The sequence below is a fragment of the Streptomyces mirabilis genome (genome assembly GCF_039503195.1).
Taxonomy (GTDB): Bacteria; Actinomycetota; Actinomycetes; order Streptomycetales; family Streptomycetaceae; genus Streptomyces; species Streptomyces mirabilis_D.
The window spans coordinates 475,914-492,782 of the sequence record NZ_JBCJKP010000001.1 but is presented as its reverse complement, the minus strand read 5'-3'; the positions used below and the strand labels follow the sequence as shown (position 1 = coordinate 492,782).

Below are 16,869 nucleotides of genomic sequence, written 5' to 3'. Positions count from 1 at the left end.
GTGTTCAGGCGGTGGGCAGGTCGAAGGCCGCGCGGTTCTGGGCGATGAAACCCTCGACGTCGAGGGGATCGCTGCCGCCGATCGTCTTCACCACGTCGTTGGTGCCGGCGAAGATGCCGTTGCGGTAGTCGACGGCCACGGCGAGCAGGTGCTGGATCAGGTGGTCCGGCGCGCCGCGCCCGTGCAGGATGGCGGCGAATTCGTCGAGTTCGATGGGCACGTAGGTGACTTCGCGGTCCAGCGCCCGCGACATCTTCTCGGCGATCTCGTAGTGGTTGAGCTCCTCGGCTCCGTACAGGGGATAGATCTGGCCGGCGTGCGGAGCGGGGTCTTCCAGGATGGCCGCGATCACCTTCGCCTGGTCGCTTTCCGCGATGGGGGCGTGGCGTCCGTCGGCGAACGGCAGGCGCAGTTCGCCGGTTCCGCCGGCCCAGGTGTCGATCAGCCACTGGGCGAAGAAGGTCGGGCGGATGTGGGTGACGGGGACCGGGGAGTGGTCCAGGACGCGTTCGGCGACCCAGTGCTGGCGTGCCGCGTTGCTGGCGGTGTTACGACGGGCGGAGACCTGCGACATGTTCACGATCGCCTGGACCCCGTTCTCCTCCGCCGCCTGGGCCACGTTCGCGGTGGCGTCCATCAGGCCGGGGCGGATCGGGTAGGTGAAGTACAGGGCATCGGTCCCCTTGGCCGCCTGGGCCAGGGAGTCCAGGTCGAGGACGTCGCCTTCCACCAAGTCCGCTCCGAGGGCGGCGAGCCGCTCGGCGCGCCCGTCGAGACCGCGGACGAGTGCGCGGACGCGGTGCCCGCGCTGGAGCAGGAGTTCGGTGGTGTGCCGGCCGGTTTTGCCGGTGGCCCCGATCACGAGGAGGTTGCGTTCCATGGTGGTGATCTCCGTTTCTTGAGAGGGAGCTGGTGGAAAATCCAGCGTCAGTCCTTCGAGCGGGCGCCGCAGAAGATGAGTGGGAGGCGGTGCGACGCCCGCCCTGCAGGGGGCTGTGGTTGCGGGCCCGGTCCGAGTGGCCGAGGCCGCGTGGTCAGGGTGTGTGGCGGGGCCGGAGGGCGAGCAGCGCGGCGGCGGCGGCGATTCCGGCCCCGGCCTGGACGGACCAGGCGTGGCCGAATCCGGTGGTCGTGGCCTGGGGGGTGAGGGCGACGAGCAGGGCCACGCCCACGGCGCTGCCGATCTGCCGGCTCATGTTGAGTACGGCGCTGCCGGTGGTGGCGCGTTCGGGTGCGAGGGTGCCGGCGGCGGCGAACAGCGGCGCCTGGGTCAGACCGCCGGCCAGGCCGACCAGGATCAGGCCCGGGAACATGCCGCCCCAGTAGTCGGGGGTGGTGTGCACGGCCGTGAGCCAGTAGCCGGCGGCGAGTGCCATGGCCAGCGTGCCGGTCACGGCGGGGGCGGTGCGTCCGAAGCGGTGCTGGATGGGGCCGGCGTTCATCGCGAAGGCGATCGAGGTCAGGGGGGCCGGGGCGATGGAGACGCCGGCGCGCTGCGGGCTGAAGTGCCAGACCTCCTGCATGAACAGGGCGGTGCTGAGCAGGACGATGGCGAAGCCGGCGGAGAACAGGAAGAGGGCCGCGGTGGCGGCGGTGAACGGCCTGTCGGCGAACAGCTGTTTCTCGATCACCGGCGCCTTGGCGCGGAGGGTGCGCTCGATGGTCGCGGCAGCGGCCAGGGCGGCTGCGGCGAACAGGGCCACGGTGCGGAGGTCCGTCCAGCCCCATCCCGGCCCCTGGACGGTGGCGAGCACCAGCAGGCTCACGGCAAGCAACAGTGCGAGGGCGGAAGCCGCGTCCGGCACGGCGGCACCTTTGGGCTGACGTACCTCGGGCAGCAGCAGCGCGCCGGCGACGAGGGTGGCGATGCCGACGGGAACGTTGATCAGGAAGATCCACCGCCAGTCGAGGGTGACGAGCAGACCGCCGACGGGTGGGCCCGCAGAGGCCGCGATCGCGCCCACGCCCGCCCACAGGCCGACCACCAGGGTGTGCTGGCGCTTGGGGAAGCTCGGATAGAGCAGGCCGAGCGAGGTCGGCACGATCATCGCCGCGCCGACGGCCTGGAGCGCCCGGGCGCCGACCAGCACGCCGAGGCTGGGTGCGGCGCCCGCGACGGCGGAAGTGAGGGTGAAGAGTGCCACTCCGGACAGCAGCATCTTCTTGCGCCCCCAGTGGTCCGCGATCCGGCCCGCGGGCACGAGCATGGCGGCGAAGACGATCGCGTAGGCCGACAGAATCCACGACACGCTCGCGACGCTGGTGTCCGGGAACGAGTGCCCGATTCCGTCGAGGGCGACGTTGACGACGAAGAAGTCGAGCTGTGCCATGAAGGCGACGGCTCCCAGCACCGCCATGATGCTCCATCGGCGCGGGTGACCCGCCTCGGTGGCGGCCGGGGCCGGGGCGGTTCGCGGTGTCGTGGCGACCGCCTGCGGTGGAGCCTGTGTGGACATCCCGTCTGCCTTCCCAGAGGAATGGGCTTGACAGCCCTTTTTAGGTCTGTCTCCAGGAGACACCTCGCAGAATGGGTTGTCAAGCCCCTTTTTACGGTACGATGGCCACCATGACCACCACCAGCGAAGCGACGGGTCGGAAGCTGACCGCCAAGGGCCTGGCCACACGCGAACGAATCGTCAGGGCGGCCGCCGAGCTGATGTACGAACACGGCGCGCAGAACACCAACAACGAGCAGATCCGGGAGGCCGCCGGGGTCAGCGGCTCGCAGCTGACACGCCACTTCCCCACCAAGGAGTCCCTGGTGCGCGCGGTGCTCGCCTGGCAGGCCGACAGCATCGTCGCCCGCCACCAGGCGCCCGAGCTGGGTGAACTGGACAGCTTCGCCGCCCTGTACCGGTGGGCCGACATGTACGTCGCATCGCAGGACATGCTGCGCGGCGGCTGCACGTTCGGCTCGCTGGCCGCTGAGGTCGTCAAGACCGAGCCCTCTCACCGGGGCGCGGTGGCAGACGGCTTCGGGCGGTGGCAGGAGCTGTTCAAGCGCGGCCTGAGCAAGATGCGCGAGCGCGGCGTGTTGCGGCCGGAGGCCGACCCGGCCGCGCTCGCCCACCTGCTCGCCGCCGCATTCCAGGGAGGAGCACTACTGGACCAGGCGGCCGGTGAGTCCACACCCCTGCGTGACGCGCTGTACGGGGTCCTGGCCTACATCGAGTCATTCGCCGCAGAGCGCTGACCGTACTGCGGACCCTCTGGCAAGCAGCGTTCAGGGAGCGTTGGAGGCGACTGGTCGGGGCGTCTGATGGGACCGGGCCCGTGCCGTGAGAGGGAGTCCTTCGAATGCCTGATCGGCAACGCGCTCCAGCGCGGCTGTGTCGAGCCCGGCCTCGGCCATCACTTCCCCGCCGCGATTGACGGCCATGAGCAGTTGGCTGATTTCGGAGGCGTACGCCTCGGATTCGAGGTCCCCATGGCGCTGTGCAGCCTGAACGCACTCGGGCAATGAGCCCTCGATTCTCCTGAGGGCCTGTCGGACTCGTTCGTTGGCCTGCGGATCGTGGTCGACGCCAGTCGTCGGGTTGCTGGCGTTTCTGTTCCGCTCGTTGCGGCAGCAGGTGCCTGTAGTTCACCTGTCTCTCTTCCGTGACCGGATCTTCGCCTCGGCGAACCTCGCCGGCAACTGGCCTCGTTCGCCGGCCTCCTGCTGTCGACGATCCTCTGGCTGCAGAACCACTGGCACTACTCCGCCATCAAAACCGGATGCGCCAGTCCTCCCGGACCGATCGGCTTCGCGGTGGCTGCTACCGCCAGTGAAACCCTCCAGCGTCGATTCCGGATCCCGGCCGGTGTCATCGCGGCGGTCGGCAGTGCGATCGCCTCTGCCGGCATCCTTCTCTTCGCCGTTCTGCTGCACAACGACCCGAACTACGCCTCCGGGGTCCTCCCGTGCCGGCTGCTCTTCGGGTTCGGCGCCGGCTTGACGCTCCCGACCGTTGTCTCCTCCGCGACGGTCGGTCTGCGCCCCGAGCAGGCCGCTACCGGCAGCGCGATCGTGACCATGTCGACTCAGATCGGCTCGGTCGTCGGCATCAGCATCCTGGGCGCCATGCTCGGCACCGCCTCCGGCGGAGCCTCCCTGAAGACCTATCGGCACGCATGGCTGGTCACGATGGCCGTCATGGCTGTCGCGGGTGTGGTGTCTGTGGCGGCCATCGGCGCGGGCCTGTTGACGGCGCCTTCGACGGCTGCCGCGGTCAACAGTGTGCCGCCGCAGCAGGAGGGCATGGCGGCAGCAGCGGTGAACATGGCTCGTCAACTGGGAACCGTACTCGGCCCCAGCGTGCTCGGAACGGTCGTCACCAGTCGCTTCCCCCGGAACCTGCATGACCGTCTCGTCGAGGCAGGCATCCCCTCGCCGCGGGCGGACAGGATCGTGGAGGGCGCACCACACGGCGGCGGCGCGACGGACCTCCCCGCATCCCTTGCTCGCGCGGTGGGAACGGCGGTACCGAAGGCGTTCACCGACGCCGTGCACTTGGGCAACGTCATAGGCGGAGTCGTACTGATCGTCATGGCCGTGCCTGCACTGCTGTTCGTCCGCCACAAGGTTCACAGTCCTCGGACATCCGCCGAGGCATAAGCACCACGTCAACGGGACGGTGCGAGGCGGCCACAGAACCTTCGGCCGAACAACGTCCCTCAAACAGCCGGTGCTGATCGCTGAGCACAGCCATCAACACCGGCACCCACCGCCCGCGAACTGAGCACCGGTCAGACGGACTGCCGGACCCCCGGGCGACGCCGTGATCAACCGTCGGGCCACTTCAAGCCCGACTGAAACCGTGCGCCTGACGCCCCGCGGCGGCGTGCGTGCGAAAAGGAGACACCGCCATGGCCAAACTCCTGCTCAGCATCCACGTACTGGCGGCGATCCTGCTCATCGGACGGGTCACCATTGCGGGGAGCTTGTTCCCGCGTTTTGCGCGCCAGGCACTGGCCGCCGGCCCGGAGCGGCAGCCGGCCAAGGGTTCGGTCCGGCTGCTGCACCGGATCTGCCGGGTCTACGCCGTGGCCGGCGTCTCGGTCCCGGCCTTCGGTATCGGCACCGCCGAGGTGATGGGTGTGATGGGCAGCACGCGGCTCATCGTCTCCAGGGCTCTGACAGCGGTGGCCGCCGTACTGCTGGGCATCGTGGTGCTCGGCACCCAGGACGACGTGGTCACCCAGCTCGACAAGCCCGAACAGGCGTCGGCCGCCGCGGAGCCCCTGATCGCCCGGCTGCCCCGCCTGTCGATGATCACCGGCCTGCTCGCCCTCGCCTGGCTGATCGTGGTGGTCCTGATGATCGTTCGCCCGGGCTCGACAGCAGGCGCATCACGGCTCAGCCACCGCAGCGAACCCCGCGCTCTGCCCATCACTGTTGACGCGGTCGTGCATCGGTGTCGTCGCGCCCCGCGGCCTCCGCGACCACGCATCCGAAGGCACAAGAAGCCGAGGACAGCGTGGTGCTGACAGGGGTGCGCATGACCGCCGGCGTCGTCCGCGTCGGTGAGACGGTGCGCCGGCCTGCGACTCCAGCCGCAGGCTTCGTCGCTGACCTTATTGACGCCTTCTTGGAACGGCAGAGCCGTAATACCCGTTTGTGGACCGAGTGGGTCCCTCCGCCCGACGGCTTCGGTGAACGGCTTCCTCACCGGCTTGGCCGACACCCCTCTGATCTTTGTCGGCTGCCGACGGCGTCCGGCGAGGTATCGCCCTCTACTCGCCCATTGACGGAGAGTAGAGGGCGGAGGCTCAGCCCTTGCCCTGCAGACGCCAGATCTGGTTCTTCTTGGTGCCGAGGGTGCTCGCGGCATCGCAGGTCCACTGGTGGATCAGGGCCCGCGGCTGGGTCGAGACGTTGGAGACATCGACGCACTTTCCGCTGTGCACGGCCACGAGTTGGTAGTCGTGGCTGTTGCCGAGTGCGGTGACGGGGCTGAGGGTGAACATCTGGTTGGTCTGGCCGTTGCAGGTGTACTGGTCGACGGCGGCGCCGTCGAGCGTAGAGGCGCCTGAGACATCCAGGCACTTGCCGCTGAGCTCGTTGACGATCGTGTACGTGCTCGTCCGGCCGGCAACCGGTTTGAGGTCGAGCATCTGCTGGTAGCCGCCCTCGCAGTAGTACTGCTGGTACTGGGTGCCGTTGGCGGTGCTGAGGTCGGTGTCGTCGAGGCACTGGCCGCTGTTCTGGCCGACGGCGACCGTGGAGATGGTGGTGTTGGACGGTGGCAGCAGGGTGATGGTGTAACCGTCCTTGGCGTTCGACCAGGGAACGCTCACCGATGTGGAGTTGTTGCTCACCGTCAGGGTGGTGTCGGAGATGGTCTCCGGTCCGGTCACCGCGGCCCCGTTGTTGTAGGGGACGCGCTGGAGAACCGCGCGGACCTTGCCGCTCTCCACGACCGACGTGGTGTTGAGGCCGGTGAGGTTGACGGTGACGGTGCCGGTGTTCCCGTTGCTGCCGAGGAGGATCTTGGCGTTCTTGGCGGTGTTGTCCTTGGTCGCCAGGCCGTCGGTTCCGGTGCCGGGGATCAGGCTGACGACGTTGCCGTTCTGCGAGCCGTAGTAGCGGTACATGAACCACTCGCCGAGCGGCACGTACTGGCCGGCGCTGTTCTTGGTGAGCAGGTTGGCCTCGTAGTCGTGCAGGTTCGTGCCCCCGCCCCAGTTGCCGCGCAGGCCGTCGGCGCCGGCCCGTTCCAGGCGCCCGATGAACCAGGCGCCGCCGCCCGGGGACTGCATGGACAGCGTGGCGTACTCGTTGATCTGGTACGGCCGGGAGTTCGTCAGTCCCGCCGCGGTGAGGGTCGAGTCGGCGCGGCCGACGTCGGTGACCGGGTCGCCCGGTTCGTCGTGCCAGCTGTAGATGTCCGGGGCGACGTTGTTGGCCTTGACGTAGGACAGGTAGGCCGTCCACCAGGTGTTGGAGGCGTTGGGCTGGCTCGCGGTGCTGGGTCCGACGATCATCTGGTTGGGGAAGGCGGCCCGTACTTTGGCGTAGAACCGGGACCACATCTGCAGGTACTGGCTCTGCGAGGCGCCCCAGAAGTTGCTGCCGTCGGGCTCGTTCCACAGGTCCCACTGGACGGTCATGTTGTTGGCTTTGACGTCACTGATGAGCTGAGTGACGAAGTGGTCGAACTGCGTCCAGCTGCCGCTGTCGCCGGGCCAGCCCTGGCTGGTGGTGCCGTCGGCGCCCCACAGGTCGTGCGGGAGCAGGACGAAGGTGCCGCCCAGGGCAACCGTCCGCCTGTACTGGGCGAGGGTGGAGTTCCAGCGGGTCTGGTAGTCGGCGAGGCTGGTGGCGTAGCCGCCGCCGTTGAGCTGGGCGCCGCCGGCTCGCATGAAGTGCCACTTGATGTCCTGGAAGAAGTGGTCCTGGGGCAGTGAGCCGTCCGGGGCCATTCCGTAGATCGTGCCGGAGGCGTGGTACGTCGGGGCGCCTCCGGAGGTGGCGAAATCCACGGTGACGCTCGTGTCGGCGGCATGTGAGGCGGTGGCGGGCAGCAGGCTCGCAGCCAGAGTCGCCAGCAGGACGGCGGCTGTGGAAAGTGGGCGTGGTGAACGCAGGCGCATGTGCGGCTCTTTCGTCGGGGGAGGGGGAGGGACCGTCGCCCGCTACTTCACGGCGAGCGGGGTGACGGCGATCCGGTCGATGACCGGCGTGTACGGGGACCGCTGGTCGTACTGGTTGTAGGTGACGCCGTTGAAGTCGGGCAGTTCCGCCGCGGTGAAAGACAGGCGGTTCGTGCCCCTTTTCAGCGTCACCGGGACGGTCAGTTCCCAGAAGTTGTTGAAGTGGAAGGTCGTCGGGAACAGCACCCTGCGGGCCGGTCCGCCGTTGACCGAGAGGTCGGTGTGCCGGGCGATCGGGTCGGGGTTGTAGTGGGTCGCGGGTGCCTGCTCGCCGTTGGAGTACCGGATGGTCACCGCGTGCCGACCGGAGTGCCGGGCGGTGACGTCGACGGTGAGGGCGTTGGCCTTTCCGTCGCCCATGTCGGTGACCGCCTTGCCGGCGGAGGCGAAGGTGTAGCCGCCGGTCACCTTGGTGGCGCCGGTCACGGTGCCGTCCTCCGCCTGGTACACCTTGGTCGTCAGGGTGCCGCTGGACGGGGTGACCCGTGGCGGGTCGAGGGCCAGTTCATGTGAGGCGCCGGTGACGGTGATCTTGTTGATGCCGCCGGACAGGAACATCCGGACCTGGTCGGTGCCCTTCCTGCCGCCTCCGACCTGGGGCACGTCGAGCTTCTCGCCGTTGAGGGAGAGACTCGCGCGGCCGACGCCCAAGTGGTCGACGGACACGGTTGCTTCACCGTCGGTGCGGGAGTAGACCCAGAAGGTCGCGGAGTCGCGCTTGGCCAGTGGCACGGTACCGGCGCCCGAGGTGCCGGGGCAGGTGTAACCGGGCCGGGTTCCGGAGAGGGTGGCGTATTCGGCCTCGTGGACCGCGGGCGCGGTCACAGGCCGGTCGCGCAGCGACAGATCCATCTTGTCGACGATGGCGTCGCCCTTGGTGACACCGAGAGCCGGAATCTTCGCGGCGAGCGTGATGCGGTGCTTGCCCGCGGTCAGCTTCACCCGGGTGTCGCGCCTCGTAGGTCCGGCGCCAACTGACGGAGGGCGCGTCCGGTACACCGCCGTTGCCGCCGGGGGAGAGGATGACCTGGTACGCCGACATCTCGTTCATGCCGGTCATGGGCAGGGTGACAGCGCCATCGGCACCGACCTTGAGCTCCTGATCGGCCAGCCGCAGCGGTGGGGCCGAGTCTCCGACCTGGCCGGTCCACGGGACCTCCTGCACGGTGGCGTGCACGGTCGTGCCGAACAGGATGGGGTCGATGTTCTTGAAGACCACGTCCGCGTCGCCGCCCTTGCCGCCGAAGGGGGTCCTCGACTGCTTCTTGCTCTCGTCGAGCGTGGCGGCGCCCTGGAGGGTGTACTGCTGGTTGGGGCGCGGGGCGGTCACCTGCACCGTGTGGCCGGACATCTGACCGTAGGCGTTGAACAGCCACCACTGTCCGTTGCCCTTGTCGGCCTCGACGGCGGAATCATTGAGGTTGCCGTCGATGTTCCAGTACGCCAGGTCGGCATCGATCTTGGACTCCTCGATGGCGGAGACCCATTGGACCACCTGGCCGGGCACGGAGAGGTGGTAGTTGTGGCCGCACTCGTTGACGTTGATCGGCAGTGGGCCGACCCCGACGTCCTTCTCCATCTGCCGGTACTTCGCCACGTTCGTGCGGATCGGGGCGGGGCTGGACAGCTCGTGCCAGGTCATCACGTCGGGGACGACGTCGTTGGCCTTGGCGTACTGAAGGAGGCCCTTGACCTGGTTGTAGAGGACGCTGGTGTTGGGTCCGGCGGTGAGGGCGTCCGGGTCGAGGGCCTTGATGAGGTGGTAGACCTCCCTCCAGGCCTCGAAGTAGTACTGCGGGTCGTTCAGCCAGGAGACCTTGCTGAAGCTCCATCCGCCTGTGCCGAACATGTTCCCTTCGGGTTCGTTGAAGGGGACGAAGACGACATGGTTCTTGTAGTCGCCCATGGTCAGGACCTGCTGGACCTGCTTCTTGATCTTCGCCTCGAAGTCGGCGAGCCGCGCCGGACCGTCGGTACCCGGCCACTCGTACGGGAAGCCGCGATAGATGTCGGTCATGTAGATGTAGACGTCCTCGCCGCCGGAGACCACGAAGGGCGGCAGCATCTCCAAGGCGTCCGCCCCCGGGTGCTGGGGTCCGTTCTGCGCCTTCGTCGACCCCGTGCGGATGTGCATGCCCTCGAGGACGTTGCGGCTGGGCACGCCGTCACCGTAGACACCGTAGAGGGAGCCGGAGGCGCCGCCGTGGAAGGCGCCGGTGTCATCGGCCAGGTCGATCGCGAGCTGCTCGGGCTCGGCCGCTCGGGCCGGGCCGACGGCGGGTGCGGCGAGTGGGGCCGCGACGATGATGACGCCGGCGCCGGCTCTTCTTCTGCTGCGTCTCGATCGCACTGAGGTCTCCGTGGGGTGATCCGTGCCGTCCGGGATTCGAACCGGTTCGATGGGTATCGAGCCGGGTGCGTGCCTGGTGTCATGCCGTCAGACTCGGGATGGCGCAGGGCAGATGAGGCGGCCTGTATCGAACCGGTTCGCCGGAAGCTAGCACCGGTGGAAATGGGCCAGCAATACCTCCGACGCGGACTGGCCGCTGTTTTCCTGAACTGCGCGCCAAGTATTGACAGGCGACCCGCCCCCTCCTAACTTCCCTTCACGCGAACCGGTTCGACAACTGGCTCGCCATCGAACCGGTTCGAATAAGGAGTCCCGTGAACATCGGTGAGATCGCCCGGCGGGCCGGTGTCTCCCGGAGCACCGTCTCGTACGCGCTCAGCGGTAAGCGTCCGGTGTCCGACGACACCCGGCAGAAGATCCAGCGGGTCATCGACGAACTGGGCTACCGGCCCAACGCCAGCGCCCGTGCCCTGGCCAACGGCCGGACCAGCACCCTCGGCCTGGTCTTCCCTCCCGCCGGCACCCACTACACCGGCATGCAACTCGACTTCATCGGCAGCGTGGTGGAGGCCGCGGCGGCCTACGACTACGACGTGCTGCTCTCCCCGAGCGGCGCTGACAGCGACCGTTCGTTCCAGCGGCTGCTGGGCGAGCGGCGGGTCGACGGCGCGATCCTGATGGAGATCAGGCTCCAGGACGACCGGATCGATCACCTCGTCGCCGAGAGCTTTCCGGCCGTCTGCATCGGCCGCACCGCACAGCCGGACGGCGACTGGTGGGTGGGCCTGGACCACACCGCGCTGGCGGCGGCCTGTGTCGACCACCTCGCCGACCTGGGCCACCGCCGGATCGCCCTCGTGAACCGGCCCGAGCGCATGCTGCGCGCCGGCTACGAGTCGGCTCACCGAGGCCTGGACGGCTTCACCAAGGCTGCGGCCGAGCGAGGGCTCACCGCACGGACGTACGACTGCGGCGACGACGCCCCCTCCGGCCACGTGTGCGTGGAGCAGATCCTGCGTGACGACCCGGCCACCACGGCGCTGGTCACGCTCAACGAGGCCGCGCTGGGGGGTATTTACCGCGGTCTGGCCGCGGCGGGCCGCCATGTGCCGCGCGACTTCTCCGTCACCGGGGTCGTGGCCGGCCGGTGGGCGGAGACGGTGACGCCGCAGCTCACCGCGGCGGATGTGCCCGCGGAGCAGATGGGACGCCTCGCCGTCGAGCTGCTCGTCGAGCGGCTGGACCATCCCGAAGCGGCGCCACGCCACCACCTGCTCGCCCCGCCCATCTCGCTGCGCGCGAGCACCGGCCCCGCCCACGCCCACCCGGATGCCGGGCTCGGCTCGAACGCCTGACCTTCACCCGCTTTCCCTCCCACGTCCACAGCTCCGCTTCTTCACCGGCCGTGCTCGGCCGGCTGCTTCCCGACCCGCAGCTTCGGCATGCCCTTGCCGAAAACACGAAGGAACGCGCCATGAACGGATCCACCGGACGGCGGCTCACCGCCGCGGCCCTGACCGTCGTCGCCCTCACCACAGGTACCACCGCATGCTCGTCCGGCGGCAGCTCGTCCGCGAAAGGGGAGAACGGAGGCACCTACACCCTCTGGGACCCCTACCCGCAGTTCGCCAAGGACTCGGCGTGGGCGAAGTTGCTCGACGGCTGCGGCACCAAGGCGGGCGTCAAGATCAAGCGGACCGCGTTCGACACCAGCGACCTGGCGAACAAGGCGCTGCTGGCGGCCCAGCAGGACAACTCCCCGGACGTGCTCATCGTCGACAATCCCGTGGTCTCGACCCTGGCGGAGGCGGGGGTGCTGACCACGACGGCCGACAACAGGGTGGACACCTCGAAGGTCGACCCCAACCTCCTCGCGGCAGGCCAGTCGGCCGGGAAGACGTACGGAACACCCATCGGCGCCAACACCCTTGCCCTCTACTACAACAAGAAGGTCCTCAAAGCCGCGGGCGTCGACATTGCTTCGGTCAAGGACTGGCCGTCGCTGACGGCGGCCCTGGAGAAGGTCAAGAAGGCGGGCAAGAAGGGCATCACCTTCTCCGCGATCGGCACGGAGGAGGGCAGCTTCCAGTTCCTGCCGTGGTTCTGGGGCGCGGGCGCGAAGCTCGCCCAACTCGACTCCACCCAGGGCGAGTCGGCGCTGTCCCTCTGGAACGGCTGGCTGAAGAACGGCTACGCGCCCAACTCGGTGCTCAACAACACGCAGACCACCAGCTGGCAGGAGTTCGCCACCGGCGACTACGCCTTCGCCGAGAACGGGACCTGGCAGCTCGCCAACGCCGAGAAGGCCGGATTCGAATACGGCGTGCTCCCGATACCCGGCTCTTCCGGTGGCAACGCCGCGGCCCCGACCGGCGGTGAGTTCGTCACCGTCCCCGTCCAGGGCGACACCGGCCGCTACGCCACCACACGCAAGCTGGTCGCCTGCCTGACCAGCACGGACAACCTCTATGCCACCGACACCACCCTGTCCTACGTGGCCCCCACCAGCGTGGTGCAGGACAAGCAGGTGGCGTCCGACGCCACATTGAAGCCGTGGGTCGAGGCGGTCAAGGCGGCCAAGGGACGCACCAGCGACGACCTCGGCACCAAGTACCCCAAGATCTCGGAGCAGATGTGGAAGGCGGTTCAGACGGCCCTCAGCGGGTCCAAGTCCCCGAAGGGCGCGCTCACTGCGGCCCAGAACGCCGTCAAGTAAGCGGAACACAAGGGTCGTTGATGAACCACACGACACATCTGGCGGACCGTGGGCCCCTGCTCGACCGGAACGGGGCGGCCGCCGCCCCGTCCCCGGCCCGCACGGCGCCCCGCCGCCGTCTCACCTCCCAGCAGTGCGCCGCCTGGGCCTTCCTCGCCCCGGTCACCCTCTACCTCGGCCTCTTCTACGCCTATCCGCTGTACCGCAACCTCGACCTGAGCCTGCGCCACTACACCGTCCGCTCCTTCGTCCAGGGCAACGCCCCCTTCACCGGCCTCGCCAACTACCGCACCGTCTTCGACGACCCCACCTTCGCTCCGGCACTCACCCACACTCTGGTGTTCACCGCCGTCTGTCTGTTCTTCCAGTACGCCATCGGCCTGGCCCTCGCGGTCTTCTTCAACCAGCACTTCCGGCTCTCCGCCACCCTGCGCGCCCTGTTCCTCGTACCGTGGCTGCTGCCGCTGATCGTGTCGGCCTCCACCTGGTCGTGGATGCTGAACAGTGACTCGGGTGTGGTCAACGCCGCCCTGCACGCCGTGGGCATCGGTCCGGTCAACTGGTTGACGTCGCCGTCGTGGTCACTGGCCTCGGTGATCATCGCCAACGTCTGGATCGGTATCCCGTTCAACCTGGTCGTGCTGTACAGCGGCCTGCAAGCGATCCCCGGCAGCCTGTACGAGGCGGCCGCCCTCGACGGCGCGAACGCCTGGCGGCGTTTCCGGCACATCACCTTCCCGCTGCTGCGTCCGGTCTCCGCCATCACTCTGCTGCTGGGTCTGGTCTACACGCTCAAGGTCTTCGACATCATCTGGATCATGACCAAGGGCGGCCCGGCCGACTCGTCCACCACCTTCGCCACCTGGTCCTACCGGCTCGGCTTCGGCAACCTGCTGCCCGCCTTCGGTCCCGGAGCGGCCGTCGGCAACCTGCTCGTCGTCGCCGCCCTGGTCTTCGGCCTGGTGTATCTCAGGGTCCAGCGAAAGCAGTACGCCCCATGACGACCATCGCGACAGCACTCCGCCCGCGCCGAGCCCGCCGGACCACCTGGTGGAAGACCGCAACCGGCCTCGCCCTCACCGCGATCATGCTGTTCCCGGTCTACTGGATGCTCAACGCGTCCTTCACCCCCGACCAGGACCTGCGCAAGAGCCCGCCCGACCTGTTTCCCGTGCACGGCACGCTGGAGGGTTACCGGGCCGTCCTGGACGACCAGTTGCCTTACCTCGGCACCAGCCTCGTCATCGGCCTGGGCACGGTCGTACTGACGGTGGCGCTCGCCGCACCCGCCGGCTACGCACTGGCCAAACTCCGCCCGCGCGGCGGCGGCGTACTCAGCTTCCTCTTCCTGGTCGCCCAGATGATCCCCGGCATCATCATGGCGATGGGCTTCTACGCCATCTACCTCAGCCTCGGACTGCTCCAGTCGGTGCCCGGGCTGATCGTCGCGGACTCCACCCTGGCCGTCCCGTTCGCCGTACTGATCTTCACCGCGTTCATGTCCGGCATCCCCGACGAGCTACTCCAGGCCGCGAAGACGGACGGAGCCGGACCCCTGCGCACCTTCTGGTCGATCGTCCTGCCCATGAGCCGCAACGCCGTCGTGACGGTGTCCCTGTTCGCGTTCCTGTGGTCCTGGTCCGACTTCGTCTTCGCCAGCACCCTCGCGGGCGGCGGCACACACGAACCGATCACGCTCGGCATCTACCACTACATCGGCAACAACAACCAGCAGTGGAACGCGATCATGGCCACCGCCGTCGTGGCCTCGCTGCCCGCGACGGTCATCCTCGTCCTCGCCCAGCGGTACGTCGCCGCCGGCGTGAGTGCCGGAGCGGTGAAGGACTGACCCCGTCCGCTCAGCGCCGGTGACCCTGCCGAAGAAACGAGTACCGCTTGATGACCGCCGCCCGATCCGGCCCGGCCTTCTCCATCCACGACATACCGTTCAGCACGCACGGCTCCTGGTTCGGCATCTCGCCCGTGCTGGGCGAGAAGACGCGTGCCGACGATCTCCACCTCGTGTCCCACCAGAACGGCATGCACGCCGTCCTGCGTTTCGTCCCCGTCGATGCCACGACGGGCGAGCGGGTCGAGACCCGCGTCACGGCGACACCGAGTCAGCTCAGCTGGACCCACGAGAGCGGGCACATCGACCTCGCCTACGAGTCGCCGGACACGGTCCGCCTGCGCGGCAAGAAGGCGGGCCTGCGCATCACCGCAGCGGCGCAGACGCTGACGCCCTTCACCGGCACGTACTTCTATCGCGATCCGGTGGACGGAGCTCACGTCTTCACCTCGTACGAGACCGGCCGCCGCTACCGGATCACCGTACTGTCCGGCATCGTTCGCGAGATCTCCGGCGGCCAGTCCCTGGGCGACGCCGAGCGTGGCCTCACGGTCACCGCGGAGGCCGACGCCATCTGGGAGGCGGCCGTCCAGGAACTCGACAGTGGACGCCGGCCGTATAGCTCATCGACGACGTTCGACGAGGTCGTGGCCACGGCGGAGCGGGCCATCGGCGCCTTCACCGACGCGGTCGCCCCTTGGCGATCGCCCGGCACCCCGGCCGCCGAACTCGCCGCCTACGTACTGTGGTCGGCCACCGTCGACCCGGCGGGCCTCGTCCACCGGCCCGCCGTGCTGATGTCCAAGCACTGGATGGACAAGGTCTGGAGCTGGGACCACTGCTTCAACGCCCTCGCCCTGGCTCCCGGAGCGCCCGCGCTGGCCTGGAACCAGTTCGCTCTGCCCTTCGACCACCAGGACGAAAGCGGCGCCCTGCCCGACTCCGTGACCCACTCGGAAGTCCTCCGCAACTTCGTCAAACCGCCCATCCACGGCTGGACCCTGGCCCATCTGCGCCGACGGCTCTCCGAACCCCTGAGTCGCGCGCAACTCGCCGCCGTCTACGACATGTTGCGGCGCTGGACGGACTTCTGGCTCACCGCGCGCCGCGCACCTGGCGCCAACCTGCCCCACTACCAGCACGGCAACGACAGCGGCTGGGACAACGCCACCACCTTCGACCCCGAGCGCGTGGTCGTCACCGCCGACCTGGCCGCGTTCCTCGCCCTCCAACTGCGTGAACTCGGCGCCCTGGCCACGGAACTCGGCCTCCCTGTAGCGGCCCGTGACTGGTTGCGAGCCGCGGAGGCGACCCAGACCGCGATGCTCGACGAACTGTGGACAGGAGAGAAGTTCCTCGCTCGGGGCGCCGACAGCGGCGACACCTGGAGCAGCTCCAGCCTGCTCGACCTGATGCCGATCGTGCTGGGCGAGCACCTGCCCGAGAACCTGGGCAAGGCCCTGGCCGTCCGGATCGAGGCACACCTCACCCCGTACGGCCTGGCCTCTGAACTGCCCACCTCACCGCACTACCGCCCCGACGGCTACTGGCGCGGCCCGATCTGGGCGCCCGCCACCGTCCTCATCGAGGACGGCCTTCGCCGCGCCGGCCACCACCGCCTCGCGGATGAGATCAGCGCCCGTTTCCGCGGACTGTGCGAAACCCACGGGTTCGCGGAGAACTTCGACGCCCTGACCGGTACCGGCCTGCGCGACCGGGCATACACATGGACCGCCAGCAGCTACCTCCTCCTCGCCGAAGCCCATGAACTCCGGAACACGACACCCATACAGAACGGCAGATGAAAGAGGCCATGGGCGTGTTCGCTCGGGGGCGGCCCCAGGCATCCTGCACCCGCCCCCCTTCATGTGCGGGCCGGCCGGCCGAACGCGTTCGGCCAGCGACGCCGTCTCGGCGACGCCCCTGTGGACATGGAAGTAGTGTTCCCGCGCTGCGGCGCCAGCGGTCGGCGAACGCGGTCGAGCACGGATCGCCGCCGGTGCCGGTGCCGTGGTCCCTATCGTTCAGGCCCTGGCACACCCGAGCGACTCGGTCGGGCGCAAGGCCCAGAGAGCCGTCGAGCCCGCAGCGGGAAGACTCCGCGGGGTGACCTGCGAGACGAGTTGATGCGAGGAACTGTCGCGCCCACTACGACGTGTGCGTCGAGAACGTCCCCGGACGCAGAAGCGTCCACGCAAGCCGGGACACGCGATCCGTGGTACGGGGGTGGTCAAGGCCCCGTTCCCGGTGGCGCACACCTCGGCGATCCATGAGAGCGACACGGGCGGACATCGCAGTGCCGACGGCCAACGGGGCGAC

Annotated in this window: 14 protein-coding genes; 8 read left to right on the top strand and 6 right to left on the bottom strand. The window is 68.7% G+C overall.

The features are described from left to right. Positions 1 to 4 precede the first annotated feature (4 nt). Positions 5 to 880, bottom strand: coding sequence for an NmrA family NAD(P)-binding protein (locus AAFF41_RS02705; protein WP_343323389.1), 876 nt, complete (start codon positions 878 to 880; stop codon positions 5 to 7). Positions 881 to 1,034: 154 nt separating this feature from the next. After that, positions 1,035 to 2,456: an MFS transporter gene (locus AAFF41_RS02700; RefSeq protein WP_343323388.1), complete on the bottom strand. Its 1,422-nt coding sequence runs from the start codon at positions 2,454 to 2,456 to the stop codon at positions 1,035 to 1,037. 110 nt (positions 2,457 to 2,566) lie between these two features. Between AAFF41_RS02700 and AAFF41_RS02695 the strand changes: the two genes are divergently transcribed. Next, entirely contained in the window at positions 2,567 to 3,193 is a 627-nt protein-coding gene (locus tag AAFF41_RS02695) for a TetR/AcrR family transcriptional regulator (RefSeq protein WP_319752156.1), read from the top strand. Between the two features lie 30 nt (positions 3,194 to 3,223). Here AAFF41_RS02695 and AAFF41_RS51375 read toward each other — a convergent pair whose 3' ends face one another. After that, positions 3,224 to 3,460 carry a hypothetical protein gene (locus tag AAFF41_RS51375; RefSeq protein ID WP_415925978.1) on the bottom strand — a complete coding sequence of 79 codons (237 nt, stop codon included), beginning with the start codon at positions 3,458 to 3,460 and terminating at the stop codon, positions 3,224 to 3,226. A 291-nt stretch (positions 3,461 to 3,751) separates the two neighbouring features. Between AAFF41_RS51375 and AAFF41_RS02685 the strand changes: the two genes are divergently transcribed. Beyond that, positions 3,752 to 4,597 carry an MFS transporter gene (locus tag AAFF41_RS02685; protein WP_319752158.1) on the top strand — a complete coding sequence of 282 codons (846 nt, stop codon included), beginning with the start codon at positions 3,752 to 3,754 and terminating at the stop codon, positions 4,595 to 4,597. Between the two features lie 251 nt (positions 4,598 to 4,848). Continuing rightward, positions 4,849 to 5,469 (top strand): DUF2269 family protein, encoded by a 621-nt coding sequence (locus AAFF41_RS02680; protein ID WP_343323387.1) that lies wholly within the window; start codon positions 4,849 to 4,851, stop codon positions 5,467 to 5,469. Positions 5,470 to 5,751: 282 nt separating this feature from the next. On the opposite strand, the gene AAFF41_RS02675 is transcribed toward AAFF41_RS02680, so the two are convergent. Genes AAFF41_RS02675 through AAFF41_RS02665 form a run of 3 tightly spaced genes read right to left on the bottom strand, consistent with a single transcriptional unit; the run spans position 5,752 to position 9,985 of the window. Further along, positions 5,752 to 7,575: an RICIN domain-containing protein gene (locus AAFF41_RS02675; protein ID WP_319752160.1), complete on the bottom strand. Its 1,824-nt coding sequence runs from the start codon at positions 7,573 to 7,575 to the stop codon at positions 5,752 to 5,754. 42 nt (positions 7,576 to 7,617) lie between these two features. Continuing rightward, positions 7,618 to 8,367: a carbohydrate-binding protein gene (locus tag AAFF41_RS02670; RefSeq protein WP_343323386.1), complete on the bottom strand. Its 750-nt coding sequence runs from the start codon at positions 8,365 to 8,367 to the stop codon at positions 7,618 to 7,620. After that, positions 8,309 to 9,985, bottom strand: coding sequence for a hypothetical protein (locus AAFF41_RS02665; RefSeq protein WP_343323385.1), 1,677 nt, complete (start codon positions 9,983 to 9,985; stop codon positions 8,309 to 8,311). The genes AAFF41_RS02670 and AAFF41_RS02665 overlap by 59 nt, the downstream gene beginning before the upstream one ends. Positions 9,986 to 10,299: 314 nt before the next feature. Between AAFF41_RS02665 and AAFF41_RS02660 the strand changes: the two genes are divergently transcribed. The 5 genes from AAFF41_RS02660 to AAFF41_RS02640 all read left to right on the top strand — a co-directional run bounded on the left by AAFF41_RS02660 (position 10,300) and on the right by AAFF41_RS02640 (position 16,355). Next, the gene (locus AAFF41_RS02660; protein WP_343323384.1) at positions 10,300 to 11,340 is read left to right on the top strand and encodes a LacI family DNA-binding transcriptional regulator; all 1,041 of its coding nucleotides are present in this window, start codon (positions 10,300 to 10,302) and stop codon (positions 11,338 to 11,340) included. Positions 11,341 to 11,459: 119 nt separating this feature from the next. Then, positions 11,460 to 12,701 carry a sugar ABC transporter substrate-binding protein gene (locus AAFF41_RS02655; protein ID WP_343323383.1) on the top strand — a complete coding sequence of 414 codons (1,242 nt, stop codon included), beginning with the start codon at positions 11,460 to 11,462 and terminating at the stop codon, positions 12,699 to 12,701. A 20-nt stretch (positions 12,702 to 12,721) separates the two neighbouring features. Next, complete coding sequence (locus AAFF41_RS02650; protein WP_319752163.1) at positions 12,722 to 13,702, top strand: carbohydrate ABC transporter permease; 981 nt, start codon at positions 12,722 to 12,724, stop codon at positions 13,700 to 13,702. Continuing rightward, the gene (locus AAFF41_RS02645) at positions 13,699 to 14,550 is read left to right on the top strand and encodes a carbohydrate ABC transporter permease (RefSeq protein ID WP_319752164.1); all 852 of its coding nucleotides are present in this window, start codon (positions 13,699 to 13,701) and stop codon (positions 14,548 to 14,550) included. Before AAFF41_RS02650 ends, AAFF41_RS02645 begins: the two co-directional genes overlap by 4 nt. A 50-nt stretch (positions 14,551 to 14,600) precedes the next feature. Further along, positions 14,601 to 16,355: an amylo-alpha-1,6-glucosidase gene (locus AAFF41_RS02640; protein WP_343323382.1), complete on the top strand. Its 1,755-nt coding sequence runs from the start codon at positions 14,601 to 14,603 to the stop codon at positions 16,353 to 16,355. Positions 16,356 to 16,869: the final 514 nt, after the last annotated feature.